Genomic DNA, 21,298 nt, shown 5'->3' on the forward strand with positions numbered 1-21,298 from the left:
CCGGTTCGGTCGAGAAAACCGTGGATAAATGACAGGCGGTTCCCTGTCGAATTCGGTCGGCTACCGCGCGGTGAGGGTGATTCAGAAAAGCGGTCACAGTAGGTTCGATGGGGACGAATCGGGCGTCGACCTCAATGCTGTTCCGCGTCGGCCGCCTGCCTGCCATCGGTCCGGGGTCGTCGTGTGAGGCGTAGGGCCAGCAGTCCCCCGATGCCCGGAATAATGGCTGTGAGCAGGGTTTTCCTCGGGGCGTGCTCGGCCATGGCGGCAGCGATGATGACGAGGAGATAGGAGCACCCGTGGACAGGTCCGATTGCCGAGGTGATCGGACCCCAATGGACGGTGGCCAGGTTTGCCAGCAGCACCGCCAGGGACACGAATTCGAGCTGAGCGGCCCTGGTGAGTAACGCGTACTCGGGTCGCACGACTATCACATTCCTTTTGTCGGGGCGCGGAGGGATGCTGTTAATCGACTGCGGAGGGTTGACGATCGAATTCCACGACTATCACATGCCTATCGGAATTCGGGAGGGGGTTGCCGTTGATTGAACGCGGCGAGTTGTGTATTCGGGTCGCGCGAGTATCACACCCCGGTTGTCGAACCGGGACGCACGATCATCAAGACGGTGACCGTGGCCCACAGCAGGTTGAACATCCCGGTGGTCATGGCCAATCGGCGGGTTAGGGCGGTGGTCGTATCGGCGGCTGCCGAGGGCGGTTCGACGCCGACCTGGGTGAGCAGGGTGTCCTGGATCGGCAGGAGAACCATGATCAGAAGGGCCGCCGCGATGGCGGTCAGGGTCATCGAGACGATCAACCATGCATCGGTGAGGACACCGAGACTCACCGCAGTGGCGATACCGAAGACGGGCACCACCACTCCGACGACCGCGTAGACCCGGCAGATGCGGTGCAGGGTCCGCAACACCGCGACCGCTCGGTTGTCGCCAGGGGATGAGAGCGCGGTGCGCGCCGCGACGGGGAACATGCTGGCCGCCACGGCGACCGGCCCGATAGCGATGATCGCGGCGATGACGTGCACGCTGAGCAGGAACTTGGTCAAGGAACCCTCGTCTTCCACGAGAACGGCGTTTCCGACCCGCCCGCCAGGCATGACTCAACCGCGACCCCGATATCGGGATATCGACGCCGAGTGTTGACCCTCCGTGCGCACTCGGCCGACGTGGCTGGCCGGACTGCGCCTCCTGTCGACTGCGAGGTCGGGCACGGGCGGACTCCTCGCCACCCGGCCAGCCGACAGTAGGCCGGTGACCCGGCGGCCAGAAGTGGCGGAACTGCCAACTATCGATGAGTTTCAGTCAGCGGTTCCGCCTGGCCGGGTGGCGAGGTGGACGTCCGTTGTTCTTCGTGGAGGCGAGCTTGTCTCAGGAGAACAACCCGCTGTACGCGTTCAGCGCGGGCTGGCCGCCGAGATGCGCGTAGAGGACGGTGGCGTCGGCGGGAATGTCGCCGTCGCGCACTAGATCGATCAGCCCGGCCATCGACTTGCCCTCGTAGACCGGGTCGAGGATGACGCCCTCCAGGCTGCCGGTGAGTCGCATCGCGGCCAGGGTCGAGTCCACCGGGATGCCGTACTCCGCGCCCGCCCAGCCGGCTCGGACCTCGATCTCCTCGGAGCGCAGGTCACGGCCGAGCCCGATCAGATCGGCGGTGGCACGGGCGATCTTCTCCACCTGGGCATGTGTCTCGGCGAGCCGGGCCGAGGCGTCGATGCCGATGACGCGGCGCGGGCGGTCCTGGCCGGCGAATCCCGCGATCATGCCCGCCTGCGTAGAGCCGGTCACGCTGCACACGACGATGGTGTCGAAGAAGATCCCGAGTTCCTGTTCCTGCCGCTGCACCTCGGCGGCCCAGTTCGCGAAGCCCAGCCCGCCGAGCCGATGGTCCGATGCTCCGGCCGGGATGGCATACGGGGTGCCGCCCTGCTCGCGGATGTCCGCCAGCGCCCGTTCCCAGCTCTCCTTGAATCCGATGCCGAACTCGGCCCGCACCAGTTCGACCTCGGCGCCCAGCACGCGTGAGAGCAGGATGTTGCCCACCTTGTCGTTCACCGCATCGGGCCAGTCGACCCAGCTCTCCTGCACCAACCGTGCCCTCAGCCCGAGCTTGGCGGCGACCGCGGCGACCTGGCGGGTGTGATTGGACTGGATGCCGCCGATCGAGACCAGGGTGTCCGCGCCCTGCGCCAGTGCGTCCGGCACCAGGTATTCCAGTTTGCGCGTCTTGTTGCCGCCGAAGGCCAGCCCGCTGTTGCAGTCCTCGCGTTTCGCCCAGATACGTGGACCGCCCAGATGCGCGGTCAGTCGCTCCAGCGGATGGACCGGGCTGGGTCCGAAGAGCAGCGGGTGTCGGGGGAAGTCCTCGATGGACATGGCGAATACTCCTCGGGCCGATGGGGTTCCGGTGGTCGGTGCTGCCTGCGGTGCGTTCGGCGCGGCGCTGGGACGGTTGCCCGGTGCCGTTGTCGAAGTAGCGGACGCGCATGCCGTCGCAGGCATGGGCATTCGGGCCGTAGCTACGGCGCGTCGGTCTCCTCGGCGTGCAGCAGCGGTTCGAGGGTCTCCCAGTTGTGACGGGTGGCCACGGCGGCGTGCTCGGCCTCGCCTGCGGCACACAGCTCGATGATCCGGCTGTGTTGGGCGACCGATCCCCGACCGGCGAGCGACGCGAAGCGCACCCGTTCCACTCGGCGCAGTAGCGGGGTGACCTGGTCGAGCATCGCGTGCAGGGTTTCATTGGCGGCTGCGGTCACCGTGACGGCGTGGAAGTCGTCGTCTGCGGCGAGCGCGCCGTCGACATCCTCGGCCTCCAACGCCTCGGCGAGGCGTTGGTTGGCCTGGCGCATCAGTGCCAGCTCGGTCTCGGTCAGCGCGGGGACGGCACTGCGCACCGCGAGTTCGTGGAGCGCCGCCGCCACGGCCTGCGCCTCGCGCGTGGCGCGGACATCCAGTGGGGCGACGATCGTGTAGCGGCCGGGCTTGGATCGCACGAGGCCGGCCTGATCCAACCTCGACAGCGCCTCCCGAATCGGTGTCCGGCTCACTCCGAGCCAGTCGATCAGCTCGGAGTCGACCAGCCGTTCGCCGGGGGCGAGCGTGCCATCGACGATCGCATCCCGAATCGCCCGATAGGCATCGTCGCGCAGCAGCGACCTCGCCATGACATGGTGACTCTCCGGTACCGGCATGCAATATATTGCACATCGCCGAGCCTCGGCCGTCAAGAGTTGACGGAGAGCGCTACCCGTACCCGCCCGACCCGGCCCGATAGGAACGCGCGGTGCGCGTGAGCATCTTGATGCTGGTGCTCTTCTCGGGCGTGCTGTGACAGCCCTGCGTTCCGGGGGCGCCGCCCCCGAGGGTGAGCACCCGATGCTGCGCGGGACGTGGGCCCCACGGGCGCCCCGGCGCTGGGTGGAGCGCCCACGCCTCGCAACCGACTGATCAAGCTCGTGCCTGGGTTGGGTCCGCTTATTTTTGTCGATCAGGTGCGAGGCGCTCCGAGGTCTGGTCGTTGTGGGCGGCGGTTCGGCGGGGAGTGGTGACGCTCTGTCGAGGTTTTCGGGCTTGGTTTGTGCCTGGTGGCGGTGCGGGTCACATCGGGTGGTGGCGTTGGGTGAGCGGCGCTTAGGTTCGGATTTGTACGTCACGCCCGGTCATCACGACGCGGCCCCCTTGAGCGGCCGGTGTCGGAGCCCCTTTCAAGTCCTCTTCATCTTCTTCGTGTGGGACATGGGGCAGGTCGGATCGCCGACCTTTCGATGGCCTTCATCTAGGGCGCCCCGTGTTCTGTTTTCGAGTTGTATTGGAGCTTGGTTTGACGCTGCGTACCCGTAACCCGTTCGTTCGTTCCTCCAGGGTTGGTAAGTCGGCTGTGTCGGCGGTGTTGGCCGGTGCGTTCCTGCTGGGCGGTCAGCCGCTGTTGGCCGGTGCCACCGAGACCCCCGCCCCTGCGTCTGCTGATGGTGGGGTCACGGCCGAGCAGGACGCCGGCGCGGCGATGGCCCCGCTGTACAACGACGTCGCCCCGACGTTGCAGTTCCACACCCTCGCGGGTGAGGCCCAGGCCCATTCCGCCCGGGTCGCCGAGCAGGCAGCCGCTGAGGCGGAGGCCAACCGTCCGGAGTTCGTCAAGCCCGCCGAGGGAACCTTCACCTCCGGCTACGGCGCCCGCTGGGGCACCAACCACTTCGGTATCGACATCGCAGGCCCCATCGGCACCCCCGTGGTCTCGGCCACCGACGGCACGGTGATCAACGCCGGGCCGGCCACCGGCTTCGGCCAGTGGGTCCGCGTCCAGGCCCCCGACGGCACCATCACCACCTACGGCCACGTCGAGACCTTCACCGCGAGTGTCGGTGAGCAGGTCAAGGCCGGCGATCAGATCGCCACGATCGGTAACCGTGGCCAGTCCACCGGGCCGCACCTGCACTTCGAGGTCAACGTCGGCGGCCAGAAGATCGACCCCCAGCCCTGGCTGGCCGAGCGCGGCATCACCGTCCAGTAAGAAACACCCGAGCAACAACACCCGAGACCCCCGCCAGAACACCTGGCGGGGGTCTTCGTTGTATCCGAGGCCCGGCGCTGGCGGCGCCGAAGCCCGGTGGTGCGCCCGGCGTGACGGTGGGGGCGGCGATCCCGTCACGCCGGGCGAGCTGCGCCGCACTCAGGCGGGCGTGTTCTCCTTGGCCGAGCCTGCGCCTGCCGACACCGGAGCGGGCACGGTCTCGACCTCCGCCGCCGCATCCTTGGCCGGTGCGTGGTCGTCGACCAGGGTGGCCTCGTTGAACGGCGCCTCCCCGGAGAACACTCGCTTGGCCTGGGCGGCGTCGAACTCCTTCGTCCACGAGCCGATCAATACCGTCGCCACCGCGTTGCCCGCGAAGTTGGTCAGCGCGCGTGCCTCCGACATGAAGCGGTCGATACCGAGGATGAAGCCGACGCCGTCGACCAACTCGGGCCGGTGCGACTGCAGACCGCCTGCCAGCGTCGCGATACCCGCACCGCTCACACCCGCCGCGCCCTTCGAGGCGATGATCATGAAGATCAGCAGCGAGATCTGCTCGCTCACCGCGAGCGGGCTGCCCTGGGCGGCCGCGACGAACAGCGTCGCCATCGTCAGGTAGATCGCGGTGCCGTCGAGGTTGAAGGAGTAGCCGGTGGGCACCGTGATGCCGACGACCGGCTTGCTCACCCCGAGGTGCTCCATCTTCGCGATCAGCCTGGGCAGCGCGGACTCCGAGGAGGATGTGGAGAAGATCAGCAGGAACTCGCGGCCCAGGTAGCGCAGCAGCGAGAAGATGCTGATGCCCGCGCCCAGCCGCAGCACCGTGCCGAGGACGACGAAGATGAAGATGAGACACGTCGCGTAGAAGCCGACCATGATCACGGCCAGGCTGCGCAGCGCATCCCAGCCGGTCTCGCCGACCACTGCGGCGATCGCGCCGAATGCGCCGACCGGTGCCGCCCACATGATCATCGACAGGATGCGGAACACCAACCGTTGGATGTGCTCGATGCCCCGCAGCACCGGCTCACCCGACTTGCTCATCTTCTGTAGCGCGAAGCCCGCCAGCAGCGCGACCAGCAGGGTCTGCAGCACCGATCCGTCGGTGAACGCCGAGACCATCGTCTCCGGGATGATCCCGAGCAGGAAGTCGACGGTGCCCTCGCCGGAACCGGCGCTCTCCTGGACCTCGGCGGCCGCCGCCGGATCCAGCTGCATGCCCTCGCCGGGGTGCAGCAGGTTGCCGACGACCAGGCCGATCGCCAGGGCGAAGGTCGACATTCCGATGAAGTAGCAGAGAGCCAGCAGGCCCACCTTGCCGACACTCGCGGCCTTGGCCACCGAGCCGATGCCGAGCACGATGGTGCAGAAGATGATCGGGCTGATCATCATCTTGATCAGGTCGACGAAGCCCTCGCCCAGCGGCTTGAGCCCGACGGCGAACTCGGGGACGGCGAAACCGACGATGATGCCGAGGACCACCGCGGAGATCACCGCGATGTACAGGTAGTGCATGCGGTCGCGCCGAGCCGGCTTCTGCCCGGCCTCGTCGACGGTCGGCGGTGTTGGCACCGTTGCCTCCTAGCAGGATGTGCGATTCGGAGTGACTATCCGGCGCCTTATGAGCTGGGTCACGCTTGTGTTCATTGTGTAAATCGAACGGGTGCGGTTGCGGGCGCGACCGTGCTCGACGTGCGCCGGCCCCGTAGCCGTCACCGGGAAGGGCTACGGGAGCGGCGGCCGGCAGTCTGAACTCGCAGCACAGCGGCCTGGTCCCATTCCGCCCACTTCCGCATGTGGTCCCATGAGCAGATGCGGAAGCGGCACTGGAGCCTGGCCAGGCAATTGCTCGTGCTGCAGGTGGCGGTCGTGGGCGTGCTGGTCGCGGGCGCCCTGATACCCGCTTATCTCGACGCGGCCAGGGTCACCGAGGACCGCGCGGCCGACGAGGTCACCGCCGTGGCCGTCACCGTGCGGGACTCACCGAGTGTCCGTGCGGCCCTGACCAGGGCCGATCCGAGTCTCGAACTACAGCCCTTCGCAGAACGGGTACGTAGGGACACCGACGTCGACTTCGTGACGATCATGAATCCCAGCGGTGTCCGGTATTCGCATCCCAACCCGGAGTTGATAGGACAGCGATTCATCGGACACACCGAGAGCGCGCTACGCGGCGAGGTCCTCACCGAGACCTACACCGGAACCCTCGGCCCATCGCTGCGGACCGTGGCGCCTGTCTTCGGAGCCGACGGCGAGGAGATCATCGGCCTGGTCGCCGTCGGCATCACCGTGACCTCGGTGGCCGGGGAGCTGGCCGGTCGGGTGCCCGGCCTGCTGTTGGTCGCGTTGGGCGTCCTGATCGCCGGAGTGGGCGGCAGCATCCTGGTCAGCGCCCGGCTGCGCAGACAGACCCGAGGTGTGGCGCCCGCCGAGCTGAGCCAGATGTTCGAGTACTACGAGGCGATCCTCGGCTCGGTTCGGGAGGGCCTGCTGCTCGTGGGCAGGGACGGGCGCATCAGACTGTGCAACGATGCGGCTCGCGAGCTGCTGGACCTCGCAGGCGATCCGAGGGGCGTCGCCGTGGCCGATATCGGCTTGGCCGACGACCTCGTCGACGCGGTGACCGCAGCCGAGACCCGCTCGGATGAGATCCACCTCGCCGACACCCGGGTGCTGGTGGTCAACGTGGCCCCGGTCCGATCCGGTGGACGTGATCAGGGCACCGTGGTGACGCTGCGGGATCACACCGAGCTGCAGAGCCTGACCGGCGAGTTGAACACCGTGCGCGGGTTCGCCGAGTCCCTGCGCTCGCAGGCGCACGAGTCGGCGAATCGGTTGCACACCGTGGTCTCGCTGGTCGAACTCGGCCGCACGAACGAGGCCGTTGACTTCGCGACCGCGGAGCTGGTGACCGCCCAACAGCTCACCGACCGGGTGGTCGGGGCGGTGTCCGAGCCGGTGTTGGCGGCGTTGTTGCTCGGCAAGTCCGCCGAGGCCGACGAGCGGGGCGTCGAACTCGTCCTGAGCGCCGACACCTCGATGCAGGACGCCGAATCCAGCATCGATGCGCGGGATCTGGTCACCATCCTGGGCAACCTCGTCGACAACGCGATCGACGCCGCCGTCGAGAATGCCGAGACACGGTCTGCCAAGGTGACGGTCACCGTGCGTGCCGAGAACGGCGGACTGCTGGTCAGGGTCGCCGACACCGGCGGGGGAGTGGCCCCCGAGGTCGCACAGGAGATGTTCCGCCGAGGGTGGTCCACGAAGTCGGGCGGTTCGCTCGGTGGCCGAGGACTCGGCCTGGCGCTCGTGGGCCAGGCGGTGCGTCGCCATGGTGGCACGATCGAGATCGGCTCCGACCTCGGAGCCGTCTTCACGGTGCGATTGCCCGCCGGGCCGAGAGGAAGCGGAGTCGGATGATCCGGGTGCTGGTGGTCGAGGACGACCCGGTCGCCGCGGCGGCCCATCGCACCTATGTCGAGCGGGTGGCCGGATTCACCGTCGCCGGGGTGGTGCATTCCGGGAGCGCCGCGATCCGATTCTGCGAACGGGGCGAGGTCGACCTCGTCCTGCTCGACTTCTATCTCCCCGACCTGCACGGGCTGGCGGTCTGCCGGGCATTGCGAGCGGCAGGCAGTTCCGTCGACGTGATCGCCGTGACCTCGGCCCGCGACCTCACGGTGGTGCGGGCGGCGGTCTCGGCGGGGATCGTGCAGTACCTGTTGAAGCCGTTCACCTTCGCCTCGTTGCGGGCCAAGTTGGAGCGCTATCGCCGGTTCCGCGACCAGGTCCTGCGCACCGGCGAGGTCGACGATCAAGCCGAGATCGACGGGGTACTCGCCACCCTGCGCACTCCCGACCACGGGGCCCTGCCCAAGGGCATGACCGGTCACACCCTGGATCTGGTGAGTGCGGCGCTGCGGGCGGCGGGGGACGGGCTCTCCGCTGCGGCGTTGGCAGGCGAGGTCGGGGTGTCCAGGGTGACGGCCCGCCGTTATCTGGAGTACCTCGCAGACAACGGCCTGGCCCGCCGCACCCCGCATTACGGTCAAGTCGGCCGACCGGAGGTTCGGTACTCGGCGATCAGGTGAGCCCGGTCAGTCGGCGAAGAAGAGGAAGACCACCGCATCCCTGGCCAGCAGGAAACCCGCGATACCGACTATCCAGCCGAGCGCGTCGCCCCCGTTCTTGGTCATCCAGTCGTTGAGTCGCTGCAACAGCGGATCCACCCGCTGGTGTGCGATCAGCCTGGCCAGGATCAGCACCAGCGCGGGCAGCACCATGACCATGCAGTACAGGGCCAGGGTCAGGGTGGTGGCGGCGAAGGACATCCCCGAGGCGATCAGCAGCCCGATGGCGGCTAGATAAGGCAGCATCGTGGCCACCTCGATGGTGGCCGCCAACAGTGCCAGGCTGATCAACGAGCCGGTGTTGCCCTCGCCGATCATCGCTCGTTCGCGCCATTGCGTCATACGGCCCGGTCGACTCTTGGCGGCCTGTCGTTTCGAGGTGAGCCGGAAGCTGTAGGCGAACAGGCCGACGCCCAGTGCCAGCTGGATGCTGCGCAACACCGTCTCGTCGATGCTTGAGAGCAGCGAGCCGATCGAGTCGAGGAAGGCCTCGGCGCCCAGCAGGATGAGCAGCCCGACGGCGAAGTAGAAGACCACGATGGTGCCGAGGTAGACGGCGAAACGGCCGAGTCGCACCCTGCCGGGGGCCAGCAGTAACCAGATGGGGATGAACAGTGTTCCGATGCTGGTGCTGTCGACGAGGGCCAGGCCGATGAGGCCGAGCGCTAGAGCGATGGTCATGGCGAGTCGGACCCTTCGGTGAAGAGACGATCGAGGTGGTTGGTCAGTAACCGGCGGGCGCGGGCCGCGTCGAAGTCGCCGCCGGTGGCCAGGCAGTGCACGGAGATCCCATCGGTGAGTGCGACCAGGGCACTCGCTTCTTCGCGGGGGTCCAGTCGGCTGGGTAGCTCACCGGTTTGCTGAGCGCGAGCGAAGCCATCGGTGAGACCGCTCAGGAGGCGTTCGGTGTTGTGGTGGTGCAGGGCGCGCATAGCCGGGTCGGTCAACGTGACGGGGATGAAGGCCAACCACACCGACAGCTCGCCTCGGCGCGCCTCGTCCAGCGGCAGCAGGGTCTCCATGATGGAGATCAGGGTCTGCCGGATCGTGGTGCCCCGGGGTGCCTCGGCGATGCGCTCGGCCGCTCGGGCATACATGTATTCGATCCCGAAGCGGAGCAGGTCGCTCTTACTTCGGAAGTAACTCTGCACCAGGCCGATGGACGTGCCTGCCTCGGCGGCGACGCTCGCCAGTTTCGCGCCGGCCAGACCATCTCTGGCGATGACGGTCAGCAGCGCCTCGGCCACTTGTCGCCGCCTCGCCTCTTGATCGGCTGTTCGCACCATGACGTAAAAATAGCACGGTATTATTTTTTTGGAGTCGATCAGGCTCATATCGAAAGCGGGGGAGACCGAGAGCGACCCGCCGCCCATCGGGCTGCGGGTCGTCGGCGATCAAGGCTGGGCGGATTGCCTCGGGGTGATCAGTCGAAGTCGCCCCCGGCGGCATAGCGACGTGCTGCGCGTCGGCCCGCATAGCGCTGTTTGCGGTTCTCGTGCTTGTCCCACTGCTGTCGTTCCTTGATGTGGCCTCGGATCTTGCAACCCTGGCAGCAGAAGCCGACACGGAGCGATTCGATCCACCTGCAGCGGGTGTCCGTGGTCTCTCGCGTCGGAGCAGGCGGTAGATCGCAAGCGCCGAATCGGTGATCATGATCGGGTTGAGGCCGGTGCTCTCGGAAGCGCACGAAGAGTGGCTTCGTCTTGTCCGTGCGGGACATCTCGTTCCTTCCGGAACCCGCCGCCCGTGCTCCCGGACTGTCCGGGCGGGCGGCTAGATCCAGAACTTCATGGCCACGCTCCTCTCATTCGGTTGTCTCGAGCCCGCGATCGTCTCGCGGCGCTCGCACGCTGTCCACGCCCTGCGGCGTAGGCGGGTGGCCGGGTTGTTCGGTGGACAGCCGCCCAAGCTCTCATCGGCTCGATCTTGGATGCAAGCGAATACATCGAGTGATCGCACCATCCGGGCTCTGCTCGCAGCGTGGCGAAACACCAGGGTGATGCCTCGGGATCAGTCGAAGTTCGCCTCGGCGGCATGACGACGTGCCGTACGTCGGCCCGCATAGCGCTGCCTGCGGTTGGCCTCCCTGATCCACTCCTGGCGCTCCTTGATGTGGCTGCGGATCTTGCAGCCCTGGCAGCAGCCGACGCGGATCGCGAAGTCGACCCACCTGCATCGGGTGTCGCTCTCCTCGCGCGCCGGGGACGTGGGCAGATCGCAGACACCGAACCGGTGATCGTGGACCGGGCGAGGATTGTGCTCGCGAAAGCGCACAAAACGTGGCTTCGTCTTGTCCGTGCGGGACATCTCGTTCCTTCCGGAACCCGCCGCCCGTGCTCCCGGATTCTCCGAGCGGGCGGCTAGGCGTAGTACGTCATGGCGCCGCTTCCCTTCTTCATTGCTGCGTTGTTCGGCTCGAACCCGGCAGGCGGGTTGGTGCGGGCTCCTCGCGAGGCCCGGCGTTCATGCTCCGCAGGTGTCGATCAGGCGAGAACCGGCCTGCCGGGTGGCAAGCCTTTCAGGATGCCTGCTGTGAATCCCACGACACAAGGGTTTTCGAGGGGGAGATACGGGGGTTTATCGGCGACATCGGGCCGCTCCGACCGGTCGGGTCACGGTCGGTCGCAGGCGCTCGGATCGTCGATTGCGGCGGGATCGCGACGGGGCACCGGTTCGCAACACCGGGGGGATCCCGGGTGGAACGGTTCCGGACGCGCCGATGCCCCCGACCGCATCCGGTCGGGGGCATCGGGACTTCGCGTACTCAGTCAGCGAATACGCTGATGAGAGCTATGAAGGGGTGCTTCAGACGCCGCGGACCTGAACGGCCTGCGGGCCCTTGGGGCCCTGGTTGATCTCGAACTCGACGCGCTGGTTCTCCTCGAGGCTGCGGTAGCCGCTGCCGCTGATCTCCGAGTAGTGCACGAAGACGTCAGGGCCGCTCTCCTGCGCGATGAAGCCGAAGCCCTTTTCCGAGTTGAACCATTTGACGGTTCCCTGTGCCATGTCTGCTCCTTCGCAGGGCCAGATACGGGTCCGCACCGTGCGGTCCCCGGGTCGGGTCTCAGACGGCGACTTCTCCAGCTTGGCCTGCAAGGAAAGAGACGGCGCGCCCGCAACATCGTTTCCGCGAGCGTGGTGAAACACGAACACAAAGCTGACGACCACCCTGTTCAACCCGATCGACAGCCTATTCGTTCCCCACGACACCGTAGAGTGTTGCACGTCACGATCAGCTCGGCAGCTGTCTCGACCTTGAACACTCCGATCGGTCGGTGGATCTCGGCCTAACGGACGCCGATCGTGCAGGTCGGCGGCTTACGGGTATCGCTTGGATCACTCTTTGCGGGCATGGCGGAACCGATTGCTGTACGAGCGGTGACGACGGCGATCACCGTGCGGCGACAGGGGACCGTACCGGTTCGAACGATCGGAGCCATCGTTGTCCGCCCGACGTGCTGAGGTGCAGCCATGAGCCGAGCCGTGGAGCAGTCCAATCGCCTGATGCTGCGGGTGCGCGACCGGATGGACCGTTCGTACGCGCAACCACTGGACATCGCCGCGCTGGCCCGTTTCGCGCATGTGTCCCCGACACATCTCATCCGCACCTTCCGGGCCACCTTCGGCGAGACCCCGCATCGCTACCTACAGCGTCGTCGGGTCGAGCGGGCGATGATCAGGCTGCGCGAATCGGATCGCAGTGTGACGGAGATCTGCATGGAGGTGGGCTTCACCAGCCTCGGCACCTTCAGCCGCACCTTCCGCGACATCGTCGGCGAGTCGCCCACCGAGTACCGCAGGCGGTTGGGCACGCTGGCGGTGCCGACCTGCTTCGCGATGTCCTGGCTGCGACCGAGTTCTTTTGGAGAAGCACCCCGTTCGACGCCCCAATAGCGTTGTGCTCATGCTCAAATCGATCACGCACTCCCAGCTCTACGTCTTAGACCAGGACGAAGCCCGTGCGTTCTACGTGGACACACTGGGTCTCGAACTGCACACCGACACCGACCTCGGATTCATGCGCTGGCTGACCGTCACGGTGCCCGGCGATCCCAGCAGGCAGATCCTGCTGGAGAAGCCTGGCGCACCCGCGATGGACGAGTCGACCGCCGAGCAGGTCCGCGAGCTCGTCACCAAGGGGGCGATGAGCGGCTGGTTCATCCTCACCACCGACGACTGCCGGGCGACCTACGAGAAGCTGCTCGCCAAGGGCGTCGAGTTCACCGACGAGCCGGAAGAGCGGCCCTACGGCATCGACTGCGGCTTCCGGGATCCGTTCGGCAACCGCATCCGCATCACGCAGCTCGTCGAGCAGGACGACTGACACCACTCGAGCACACCGGGCACGGCGCGGCATCGCGCCGTGCCCGGTTGGCGTGCTTGCAGGGCGGAAACTACTCGGTCAGTACCTCGGGCACGATCTCGGCGAGGAGCCTGCGCACGCGGCGGTCGATCTCATCGCGGATCGGCCGGACTGCGTCGATGCCCTGGCCTGCTGGATCATCGAGTGTCCAGTCGAGGTAGCGCTTCCCCGGGAAGATCGGACAAACATCGCCGCAGCCCATCGTGATCACCACATCGGAGGCCTGCACCGCGTCGCTGGTCAACGGCTTGGGGAACTCCTTCGTCAGATCAAGCCCGAGCTCGACCATCACCGCGACGACAGCGGGGTTGATCGAGTCCGCAGGGGCCGACCCGGCGGAGCGGACGACGACGCGGCCTTGGGCGTGGTGGTCGAGCAGCGCGGCGGCCATCTGGGATCGGCCGGCGTTGTGCACACAGACGAACAGCACTTCGGGTCGGTCGGACACGGTGGCTCCTTGGTTCTCGGGGTCGCCGCACGCAAGGCCCGACGAGGCTCCATCACGTCGTCGCCCGGTTCGCTGTTGCAGTGAGGCGGTGCGATTCGGTCATGGCCGTGGAGTCACGGAATCGGGGGAAGGGCGGGTGAAGCGTCGGCGCAACGCCAATGAGACGTACACGAGGCCGATGAGGACCGGAACCTCGATCAGCGGGCCGACGACTCCGGCCAGGGCCTGTCCACTGGTAGCGCCGTAGGTCGCGATCGCGACGGCGATGGCGAGTTCGAAGTTGTTGCCCGCTGCGGTGAAAGCCAGCGCCGTCGTGCGTTCGTAGCCCAGGCCGATGGCCTTGCCGAAGGCGTAGCCACCGCCCCACATCACGGCGAAGTACACCAACAGAGGTAGTGCGATGCGCAGCACGTCGACTGGGCGGTCGGCGATCTGATCACCTTGGAGAGCGAAGAGAACGACGATGGTGAACAGCAAGCCGTAGAGCGCGAAGGGGCCGATCCTGGGCAGGAACCTCGTCTCGTACCACTGGCGACCTTTTGCCCTCTCCCCGAGATAGCGGGTCAGGAATCCTGCCGTCAGGGGCACTCCGAGGAAGATCAGCACACTCTTGGTGATCTGCCAGCCCGACACGGCGAGGTCGGTCTGGGCGAGGCCCAGCCAGCCCGGCAGCACCGCGAGATAGAACCAGCCCAGTACCCCGAACATGAGGACCTGGAACACCGAGTTCAGCGCCACCAGGACGGCGGCGGCCTCGCGGTCGCCGCACGCGAGATCGTTCCAGATGATGACCATCGCGATGCAGCGGGCCAGACCGACGATGATCAATCCGGTTCGGTATTCGGGCAGATCCGGCAGCAGCAGCCACGCCAGGGCGAACATCAATGCCGGTCCGATGACCCAGTTCAGCGTCAGTGAGGACCACAGCAGCCTGCGGTCACCCGTGACAGTGTCGACGCGGTCGTAACGAACCTTCGCCAGTACGGGGTACATCATGATCAGTAACCCGGCGGCGATCGGTAGGGAGATGCCGTCGACCGACACCGCGTTCAAGGCGGTATCCAGACCCGGAACGGCCCGGCCTGCGAACAGTCCCACGCCCATCGCGACGGCGATCCACACCGGCAGGAACCGGTCGAGGGTCGAAAGCCTCCCGACCAGACCTGCCGTGGCGTCAGGTCGTTCAGCGGTGCTCATGCGGGGGCTGTCGCGGGGGCGGCGGGCACCAAGACCGCGGACAGTCGTGCCAGGACCTCGGGGTGGACTCGGTAGTACACCCAGGTTCCTCGGCGTTCACCGTCGATCAGTCCTGACTCGCGCAGCACCTTCAAGTGGTGAGAGATCGTCGGGCCCGTGACGTCGAAGGCACTGGTCAGGTCACACACGCACACCTCTCCGCCCCCGTGTGAGGCGATCAGCGAGAGCAGGCGCAGCCGAATGGGGTCGGAGATGGCCTTGAAGATCTTCGCCAGTTCCGCAGCCTGCGAGGCGGACAACGGTTCGCGGGCCAACGGAGAACAGCAGGCGTCCATCGCCGCCAACGGCAGTTGCTTCGACATCTTTCTATATTGACATCTCTCTATCTAGAGGGCAATGTCGACTACGCCTTGCTTCGATAAACATCTATCCAAGGAGTTCCATGTCCCGCGTACAGCTCGCTCTCCGGGTCGGCGACCTCGAAAGCTCGATTGCGTTCTACACCAAGCTCTTCGACACCGAACCGGCCAAGCGTCGCCCCGGCTACGCGAACTTCGCCATCAGCACACCGGCACTGAAGCTGGTCCTGCTCCAAGGGGAGCCCGGGCAGGACACCGTGATGGACCACCTCGGTATCGAGGTCGGCTCCACCGATCAGGTCGATGCCGCGTCCCGACGTCTCACCGGCGAGGGCATGGAGACCCTTGTCGAGAAGGACACCACCTGCTGCTATGCCGAGCAGGACAAGGTCTGGGTGCATGGTCCCGGCCAGGAGCCGTGGGAGGTCTACACCGTCACCGGGGACTCCGCTTCGTTCGGGCACGACAGTCCGGCCACGGCAGGTACCGCAGCCTGCGGTACCTCCGATGCCGGCCCGGGTGCGGCCGCAGCGGAAACCCAAACCGATGGCAGCTGCTGCTGATCGGAAACCGCATCGTTCCGGCTGCTCGCCTCGCGTCGATCACCTACGGCGAGCAGCCGCGACCGGCATGGTGTCATCGCGACCACGCACCGCTGCCGTGTTGCCGCTCGATCTCAGCCTGCGGGCACCGAGACCTCGGCGGGCTCGACGGCCATCCGCAGCGGCCAATGCTCTGCGGTGGCGCGGACGTCGGCCGCCCGGATCCGCAGCTGCTCTGCCTCGGTGGGATCGGCTTCCTTGCCTGCGAGGCGATCGAGATAGTCGGCGAAACCGGTGGTCTGGGTCCGGTACCAGCCCGACTGCAGCTCGTGCAGCTCGCCGAGGTCCACGGTGCCGACCTGATCGGGATATCGGCGGGCCAGCCGCCAGGCGAGCCGGGCGCAGGCCAGCGCATCCCCGGTGGAGCTGTGTGCGTCCTCCAGCCGAACCTGGTGATGCTCGCAGAGCGCGCCCAGGGTTCGCTTGCCCTTGCGGAAGCGGTCCAGGTGCTTGTCGATGCACATCGGGTCGACGACGGGCCCGCTCAACGTCAGGCCTCGGCCGTGGTGTCGACGCAGCTCCGCGTCCAGCAGAGAGAGATCGAAACTCGCGTTGTAGATGCACAGCGGGGTGGCGGGATTCCACACCTCCGCCAGTCGCGCGGCGACCTCGGCCACCACGGTGGCCGCGTCGCGACCGTGCTCGCGGGCGTGGTCGGTGGTGATTCCGTGCACCTCGGCCGCGGCGGCGGGGATCTCGACGCCCGGATCGGCCAGCCAGCTGGACACGACCGGCTCCACCCCGGGATTGATGGCGACGACCGTGGCGGTCACGATCCTGTCGGTCGCGGTGTCCACCCCCGTCGTCTCCAGATCGAACGCCGTCAACGGACCGTCGGACCAGGACATGGCGGATCGGATCATGCACCGAAGGTAGCCGATCATGCCGACGGTGGACACTCGTCGCCTGCGGCGCTCCCGATCGGTTTGCCTTGTCGCCCAAGGTGATCGCGCTGGGTGACCTAGAAACGACCCGAATCCGGCGGGCACCCGCGACCGCCACCCTCGGCGATGCCGGACCTGCGGTGCCGGACGGATCAGTTTCCGACACCACAGGCAGGCCGTGCCGCGCCTGCTATGCCCCCGTCGGCGGGCTCTCGGCGCGTGGGGTGTCGGCGGCATCCACCGGGATCAGACAGCTGTCGCCCTCGCAGGCCACGGCCGATTCCGCGCCCAGCATCCGCAACCCGCCGCCCGGCGGCGGTTCGAGCGGCGAGACTCCGGCAGCGGCAGCCGCGTCCGACCCGAGCGGCGCACCCGGATCGGGGGTGTGCTCGGGCCGCACGACGTCACTCACCGCCGTTCCGTGCCGTGCGCAGGGCCGCCACGAACGTGTCGGGTTCCTGCGCTCCCGAGACGCCGTACTTGCCGTCGATGACGAAGAACGGCACCCCGCGAATCCCATACTGCTGCGCCGTGCGCATGTCCTGCTCCATGTCGTCGAGGTACTCGTCACCGGCGAGCACCTCGACGGCGCGATCCCGATCCAGCCCGACCTCGACGGCCAACTCGACGAGTTCCTCGTCCTTGCCGAGGTGACGGCCCTGCTCGAAGTAGGCGCTCAGCAGCCGTTCCTTGAGCTCGATCTGACGGTCCTCGGCCTTGGCGAAGTGCAGCAGCCGGTGCGCCTTACGGGTGTTCGTGTGATGCAGGATCTCGAAGTCGTACGACAGTCCCTCATGGGCCGCGAGCTCGGTGATCTGCGTCAACATCTGTTCCACCTGCTGCGGTGGAATGCCCTTGCGCTGGCTGAGGAACTCGGCCGTGCTGCCCCCGAAGTCCACCGGAGTGTCCGGGCTGAGCTCGAAGCTGTGGTACTCCACCACCACGTTCTCCCCGGACTTCGCCACCGCGGTCTCGAACCGCCGCTTGCCGATGTAGCACCACGGGCAGGCGATGTCGGACCAGATGTCGACCTTGATCGGCTCACTCGGTTGCACGAAGACTCCTCCGGGGAAATTGAACGGCGACCGGTCCGGCCGACCAGCCCGGCCCGTGGCAGCACGGCGTGGCGAGGCAGCAGACTGCCGCGCCACCACCCGCGCGGGCAGGCACCACGGACAACACCGAACCGGTCGGAATGCTTCCCGTCGTGCCCGCCCCGGCGGGCGAGACCGCGCTGCTTCGGCCCGAAGCGAACGGCGGACGCCCGCGCTACCCGATCCGGCCGACGAACTCCCACCCGCCGTGCCCGACCTGCAGCACCGCGTGCCCGTTCTCCATCCGCAGCACCTCGGCGGCAGGCGAGACCGTGACCTGACTCGGCTCGGAAGCAGGCACATGGACCTCCGCGCGGGAACCCACCGGCACCGTCACCCGCATCGACACCGCGTCGCCCGCGGTCTCCCATTCCACGGACACCGCGCCCCGGACGGTCTGCAGCTCCGCCCGGGCCCAGTCCACCCCTACCCGGGCATCCGGTCGCACCACCAGCTCGCGATAGCCGGCCTCACCCGGTCGGAGCCCGGCGACGTTCTCGTACAGCCACTGGGTGACGGTGCCTTGGAAGTAGTGATCTCGGGAGCGGGAGTCCGCGTGCCACATCTCCCACATCGTGTCCGCGCCGTTGTCGAACCAGAAACCCCAACTCGGATAGGTGCGTTGGATCGCGACGGCGTGGGCCAGCTCGGAATGGCCGTGGGCGCTGAGCACGCGGAGCAGCACACTGGTGCCGAGCGCCCCGGTGTTGAGGTGGTCGCCCCGCTCACGGATGTCGGCCACCAGACTCGCCAGCACCGATTCCCGCGACTGCGCCGGGACCAGCCCGAAGGCCAGCGGCACCGCATTCGACGTCTGCCGATAGCCGGGGTCCCGCGCGGTCCGATAATGCCCCGCCGGGCCGAGGAAGGTCGCGTTCAACGCATCGGTGCACTCCTCGGCGACCCGTCGATACCGCTCGGTCACCTCGGAATGTCCGAGCACCGCGCCCAGTTCGGCGGTGTCCAACAGCGCGCGACACAGGTAGGCGGTCGCCGTCAGCCTGGTGTCCTCCGGCGGATTGCCCCCGTATCCGGGCGCCAGGTAGTCGCCGAGCTCGGTGATCGCCAGACCGTCGACGAGTCGGTCGATCTCCCAGTCCAGATAGCGCACCAGTGGCTCCCAATGCCTGGTGACCAGCCGCTCGTCGCCGTAGACCCGGTACATCTCGCGGAGCAGGAACGGGTAGACCGTCGTCCACTCCGGGGAGGGCGCCAGGTCGCCGTATCCCCAGCTTCCGCTGGGCACGATCACCGGAATCGAGTCCCGCACCGCGCTGTCGGTGAGGTCGCCGACCCACTTGGTGAAGAAGCGAGCCATCCCGAAGGCGAACAACATCGTCGGCGCGCCCAGCTGGGCATCTCCGGTCCAGCCGTTCTTCTCGTACATCGGGGTGTCCGTCGGGATGCCGTGGAGGTTGTTCAGCAGGGTCCGGCGCATCGCCCGATCCAGCTGCTCGTAGAACGGCTCCGAACAGGCGAAGGTCCCGGTCTCACCGACGGCGCTGTGCACCAGCCGCCCCTGGACCTCCTCGGGTCGGGGCGCGGCGGGCAACCCGGTCACCTCGACGTAGCGGAAGCCCTTGTAGGAGAAGCTCGGCTCCCAGGTCTGCGCCGCGTCCCCCGCGCAGATGTACTCGTCGAGTTGGTGCCTGCCGGGAACGTGGCCGTTGGAGCCGACGACCCGGCCCGCGTCGTCCAGCCGTTCGCCGTATTGCAGGCCGACCAGGGTGCCCTCGGGTGCGCGCACGGTCAGTCGGGCCCAGCCCGCCATCGTGCGGCCCATGTCGACCACGTGGACGCCGGGTACGGGCTCGGTGATCGCCGTCGGTCGGATGGTGGTCAGCAACTCGATGGGCTCGTGTTCCTGCGCGACGAGCGCGCCACGAGGGGCCTCGACCGACTCGGGGTGGCCCCAACCCGTGTCGTCGAAGCCGGGGGACGTCCAGGCGCCCGGTGCCAACCTGGCGTCGTAGGTCTCGCCCGCGAACAAGGAGTTCGTCAGTGTCGGTCCGTCGGTGATCCGCCAGTCGGAGTCCGTGACGATCGTCGTGGTGGTGCCGTCGGTGTGGTCGATCTCCAGCCGGGCGAGCAACCGAGGCTCGCCATGCCAGGACGGCTGGTGCCAGTCCCAGACGTTCGGCGTGGTCATCCCGTAGAAGCCTCGGCCCAGCACGACCCCGATGGCGTTCGAACCGATCCCGACGGACTCGGTCACGTCGTGCACCGCGTAGAGCACCGTCTCGTCGTAGTCGGTGAATCCGGGATCCAGGACCTGGGTGCCGACCCGATGCCCGTTGATCGCGGCCTCGTAGTAGGCCAGTCCACTGAGATAGAGCCGCGCCCGACGCACCTCGGCGGGGAGGTCGAACTCGCGGCGCAGCAGCGGCGCGGGCCGCTCGGGGCGTACGACGCTCACGTCGGCGCCCCACGGGCCTGCACCGTAGGGCGCGAGCACCGCCGCCGAGGCCCAGTGCCGGTCGTCGAATTCCGGCTCGGCGAAACCGGGTTGTTCGACGTCGGACACCCGCCAGGCTCGGCCGGTCACCAGCTCGACGGTCTGGTCGTCGGTCGTCTCCACCACCAGCCGGACCAGCAGGCCGCCGGGGTTGACCGAGGCGTCTCCCCGGTTCACGGCGCGCGCGGCGACCACGAGGACACCCTCGGCCGCGCGTACCGCCGAGGTGACATCGGCGGTCTGGCCGATCTTCCAACCATCGACCTGTTCCGGCGTGTGTAGCACCCGACCTCCCCCGAGATACAGGGTGAAGTCGTCATCGGCGGTGGCGACCACGACGGCCCGGCGCACCTCGGTGCCCGGCGCGAGCGGCAGCTCGCCCCGGAACCAGCGTGGGCCGACGGGTGCCCCGTCCGAGGTCGAGTCGGGCGACCAGATCCACGATGCGCCGTCGAAGGTGGGTGGGGCCGCCGCCTCGGGCGTGCCGATCCACTCGGCCTGCCACGGCTGATCGAGCAGGGCGGTCTCCCACCAGCGGATCGCGCTCCAGTCGGATTCGCGCCCGTCGCCGTCCCACACCTGCACCCGCCAGTGATAGCGGGTCCTGGGTAGCAACACCGGGCCCGCGTAGTCGATCCCGATCGTGCGATCCGAGGAGATCCGGCCGGAGTCCCAGATGTCGGCGATGCCTGCCGCCAGCCGATGCTCGTCGCTACCGACCTGGATCCGATAGGCGCTCTGCCGCGCCCCGTGTCCGTCGGCGGCCAGCACCCAGGCCAGCCGAGGCTCGGTGACATCGGTCCCCAACAGGGTCTCGGCGTACTCGACCGTGGTGCGCTCGACCCGCAGAATGCCCGGCTGGGCACGGTCGGTGGCGTCCTCGTCGTCGATGGGCCCGTCCCGGTGGCTCGGGCCGTCCTGTGCGGCGGCCGACACCGAGGACAGCGACAACGCCGCCACTCCGGCCCCGGCCCCGACGGCGGAGGTGTGCAGGAATCCACGCCGATTCATGCGCTTGGCCATCGCTTCGCCTTTCCCGATCAGAGGGTTCGCGGTGGACATCGTGCGAGGTCGCCCACCGTGGTCCGAAGGAACTACAGCGCCGCCGACACCGGTCGCGGTAGCGGCGACGACTCTCGATGATCGATCCACTTCGGACGGTAATCATCGCCGATGGGTCTGGGAATGCCGTGGATGTCCGGATCCGGCCGGCCGTCGCCTGCCGCAAGGACCTTC

23 protein-coding genes are annotated in these 21,298 nt (G+C 67.6%); 6 read left to right on the plus strand and 17 right to left on the minus strand.

The genetic code is table 11. The annotated features are described in order from the left end of the window. Positions 1–131: 131 nt before the first annotated feature. From BKA25_RS09885 to BKA25_RS09900, 4 genes are all read right to left on the minus strand, one after another. The gene (locus BKA25_RS09885) at positions 132–425 is read right to left on the minus strand and encodes a DUF3817 domain-containing protein (protein ID WP_216637742.1); all 294 of its coding nucleotides are present in this window, start codon (positions 423–425) and stop codon (positions 132–134) included. Positions 426–583: 158 nt separating this feature from the next. Next, complete coding sequence (locus tag BKA25_RS09890) at positions 584–1,063, minus strand: DUF2269 family protein (RefSeq protein ID WP_069853822.1); 480 nt, start codon at positions 1,061–1,063, stop codon at positions 584–586. 322 nt (positions 1,064–1,385) lie between these two features. Then, complete coding sequence (locus BKA25_RS09895) at positions 1,386–2,393, minus strand: 1-aminocyclopropane-1-carboxylate deaminase (protein WP_069850410.1); 1,008 nt, start codon at positions 2,391–2,393, stop codon at positions 1,386–1,388. Positions 2,394–2,536: 143 nt separating this feature from the next. Then, positions 2,537–3,181, minus strand: a complete 645-nt coding sequence (locus tag BKA25_RS09900; protein ID WP_236750299.1) for a GntR family transcriptional regulator — start codon at positions 3,179–3,181, stop codon at positions 2,537–2,539. Between the two features lie 656 nt (positions 3,182–3,837). Between BKA25_RS09900 and BKA25_RS09905 the strand changes: the two genes are divergently transcribed. Then, positions 3,838–4,527: a M23 family metallopeptidase gene (locus tag BKA25_RS09905; protein ID WP_236750298.1), complete on the plus strand. Its 690-nt coding sequence runs from the start codon at positions 3,838–3,840 to the stop codon at positions 4,525–4,527. Positions 4,528–4,686: 159 nt separating this feature from the next. On the opposite strand, the gene BKA25_RS09910 is transcribed toward BKA25_RS09905, so the two are convergent. Further along, positions 4,687–6,042 (minus strand): cation:dicarboxylate symporter family transporter, encoded by a 1,356-nt coding sequence (locus tag BKA25_RS09910; RefSeq protein WP_069850404.1) that lies wholly within the window; start codon positions 6,040–6,042, stop codon positions 4,687–4,689. 297 nt (positions 6,043–6,339) lie between these two features. Here BKA25_RS09910 and BKA25_RS09915 point away from each other — a divergent pair, with 297 nt between their 5' ends. Beyond that, a complete protein-coding gene (locus BKA25_RS09915; protein WP_236750297.1) occupies positions 6,340–7,950 on the plus strand; it encodes an ATP-binding protein in 1,611 nt (536 codons plus the stop codon). Further along, positions 7,947–8,621 (plus strand): response regulator, encoded by a 675-nt coding sequence (locus tag BKA25_RS09920; protein ID WP_069850401.1) that lies wholly within the window; start codon positions 7,947–7,949, stop codon positions 8,619–8,621. Before BKA25_RS09915 ends, BKA25_RS09920 begins: the two co-directional genes overlap by 4 nt. A gap of 6 nt (positions 8,622–8,627) precedes the next feature. Here the strand turns inward: BKA25_RS09920 and BKA25_RS09925 are convergent, their stop codons facing one another. The 5 genes from BKA25_RS09925 to BKA25_RS09945 form a co-directional block, all read right to left on the minus strand. Further along, entirely contained in the window at positions 8,628–9,341 is a 714-nt protein-coding gene (locus BKA25_RS09925) for a GAP family protein (protein ID WP_069850399.1), read from the minus strand. Next, on the minus strand, positions 9,338–9,907 hold the full coding sequence (locus BKA25_RS09930; protein WP_216637741.1) for a TetR/AcrR family transcriptional regulator: 570 nt from the start codon (positions 9,905–9,907) through the stop codon (positions 9,338–9,340). The genes BKA25_RS09925 and BKA25_RS09930 overlap by 4 nt, the downstream gene beginning before the upstream one ends. Before the next feature lie 176 nt (positions 9,908–10,083). Further along, on the minus strand, positions 10,084–10,380 hold the full coding sequence (locus tag BKA25_RS09935) for a hypothetical protein (RefSeq protein WP_069850395.1): 297 nt from the start codon (positions 10,378–10,380) through the stop codon (positions 10,084–10,086). A 290-nt stretch (positions 10,381–10,670) separates the two neighbouring features. Then, positions 10,671–10,967, minus strand: a complete 297-nt coding sequence (locus BKA25_RS09940; RefSeq protein WP_069850393.1) for a hypothetical protein — start codon at positions 10,965–10,967, stop codon at positions 10,671–10,673. A gap of 498 nt (positions 10,968–11,465) precedes the next feature. After that, complete coding sequence (locus BKA25_RS09945) at positions 11,466–11,666, minus strand: cold-shock protein (protein ID WP_069853821.1); 201 nt, start codon at positions 11,664–11,666, stop codon at positions 11,466–11,468. Positions 11,667–12,131: 465 nt separating this feature from the next. On the opposite strand from BKA25_RS09945, the gene BKA25_RS09950 reads away from it, so the two are divergent. Then, positions 12,132–12,554 carry a helix-turn-helix domain-containing protein gene (locus BKA25_RS09950; protein WP_069850391.1) on the plus strand — a complete coding sequence of 141 codons (423 nt, stop codon included), beginning with the start codon at positions 12,132–12,134 and terminating at the stop codon, positions 12,552–12,554. A 10-nt stretch (positions 12,555–12,564) separates the two neighbouring features. Further along, complete coding sequence (locus BKA25_RS09955; RefSeq protein WP_069850389.1) at positions 12,565–12,984, plus strand: VOC family protein; 420 nt, start codon at positions 12,565–12,567, stop codon at positions 12,982–12,984. Positions 12,985–13,054: 70 nt separating this feature from the next. On the opposite strand, the gene BKA25_RS09960 is transcribed toward BKA25_RS09955, so the two are convergent. The 3 genes from BKA25_RS09960 to BKA25_RS09970 form a co-directional block, all read right to left on the minus strand. Continuing rightward, positions 13,055–13,471, minus strand: a complete 417-nt coding sequence (locus tag BKA25_RS09960; RefSeq protein ID WP_069850387.1) for an arsenate reductase ArsC — start codon at positions 13,469–13,471, stop codon at positions 13,055–13,057. A 99-nt stretch (positions 13,472–13,570) separates the two neighbouring features. Beyond that, entirely contained in the window at positions 13,571–14,668 is a 1,098-nt protein-coding gene (arsB, locus tag BKA25_RS09965; protein ID WP_069850385.1) for an ACR3 family arsenite efflux transporter, read from the minus strand. Beyond that, positions 14,665–15,030: an ArsR/SmtB family transcription factor gene (locus tag BKA25_RS09970; protein ID WP_069850383.1), complete on the minus strand. Its 366-nt coding sequence runs from the start codon at positions 15,028–15,030 to the stop codon at positions 14,665–14,667. The genes arsB and BKA25_RS09970 overlap by 4 nt, the downstream gene beginning before the upstream one ends. An 80-nt stretch (positions 15,031–15,110) precedes the next feature. Between BKA25_RS09970 and BKA25_RS09975 the strand changes: the two genes are divergently transcribed. After that, positions 15,111–15,590, plus strand: a complete 480-nt coding sequence (locus BKA25_RS09975; RefSeq protein WP_069850381.1) for an ArsI/CadI family heavy metal resistance metalloenzyme — start codon at positions 15,111–15,113, stop codon at positions 15,588–15,590. Between the two features lie 113 nt (positions 15,591–15,703). Here BKA25_RS09975 and BKA25_RS09980 read toward each other — a convergent pair whose 3' ends face one another. The 4 genes from BKA25_RS09980 to BKA25_RS09995 form a co-directional block, all read right to left on the minus strand. Then, on the minus strand, positions 15,704–16,492 hold the full coding sequence (locus BKA25_RS09980; RefSeq protein WP_069853820.1) for an exonuclease domain-containing protein: 789 nt from the start codon (positions 16,490–16,492) through the stop codon (positions 15,704–15,706). Positions 16,493–16,703: 211 nt separating this feature from the next. Beyond that, positions 16,704–16,925, minus strand: a complete 222-nt coding sequence (locus BKA25_RS09985) for a hypothetical protein (RefSeq protein WP_069850379.1) — start codon at positions 16,923–16,925, stop codon at positions 16,704–16,706. Continuing rightward, positions 16,918–17,568 (minus strand): DsbA family oxidoreductase, encoded by a 651-nt coding sequence (locus BKA25_RS09990; protein WP_069850377.1) that lies wholly within the window; start codon positions 17,566–17,568, stop codon positions 16,918–16,920. The genes BKA25_RS09985 and BKA25_RS09990 overlap by 8 nt, the downstream gene beginning before the upstream one ends. Positions 17,569–17,782: 214 nt before the next feature. Beyond that, the gene (locus BKA25_RS09995) at positions 17,783–21,085 is read right to left on the minus strand and encodes a family 78 glycoside hydrolase catalytic domain (protein WP_069853819.1); all 3,303 of its coding nucleotides are present in this window, start codon (positions 21,083–21,085) and stop codon (positions 17,783–17,785) included. Between the last annotated feature and the right edge of the window lie 213 nt (positions 21,086–21,298).

This window comes from Actinoalloteichus hymeniacidonis (genome assembly GCF_014203365.1).
In the GTDB taxonomy this organism is placed as follows: domain Bacteria; phylum Actinomycetota; class Actinomycetes; order Mycobacteriales; family Pseudonocardiaceae; genus Actinoalloteichus_A; species Actinoalloteichus_A hymeniacidonis.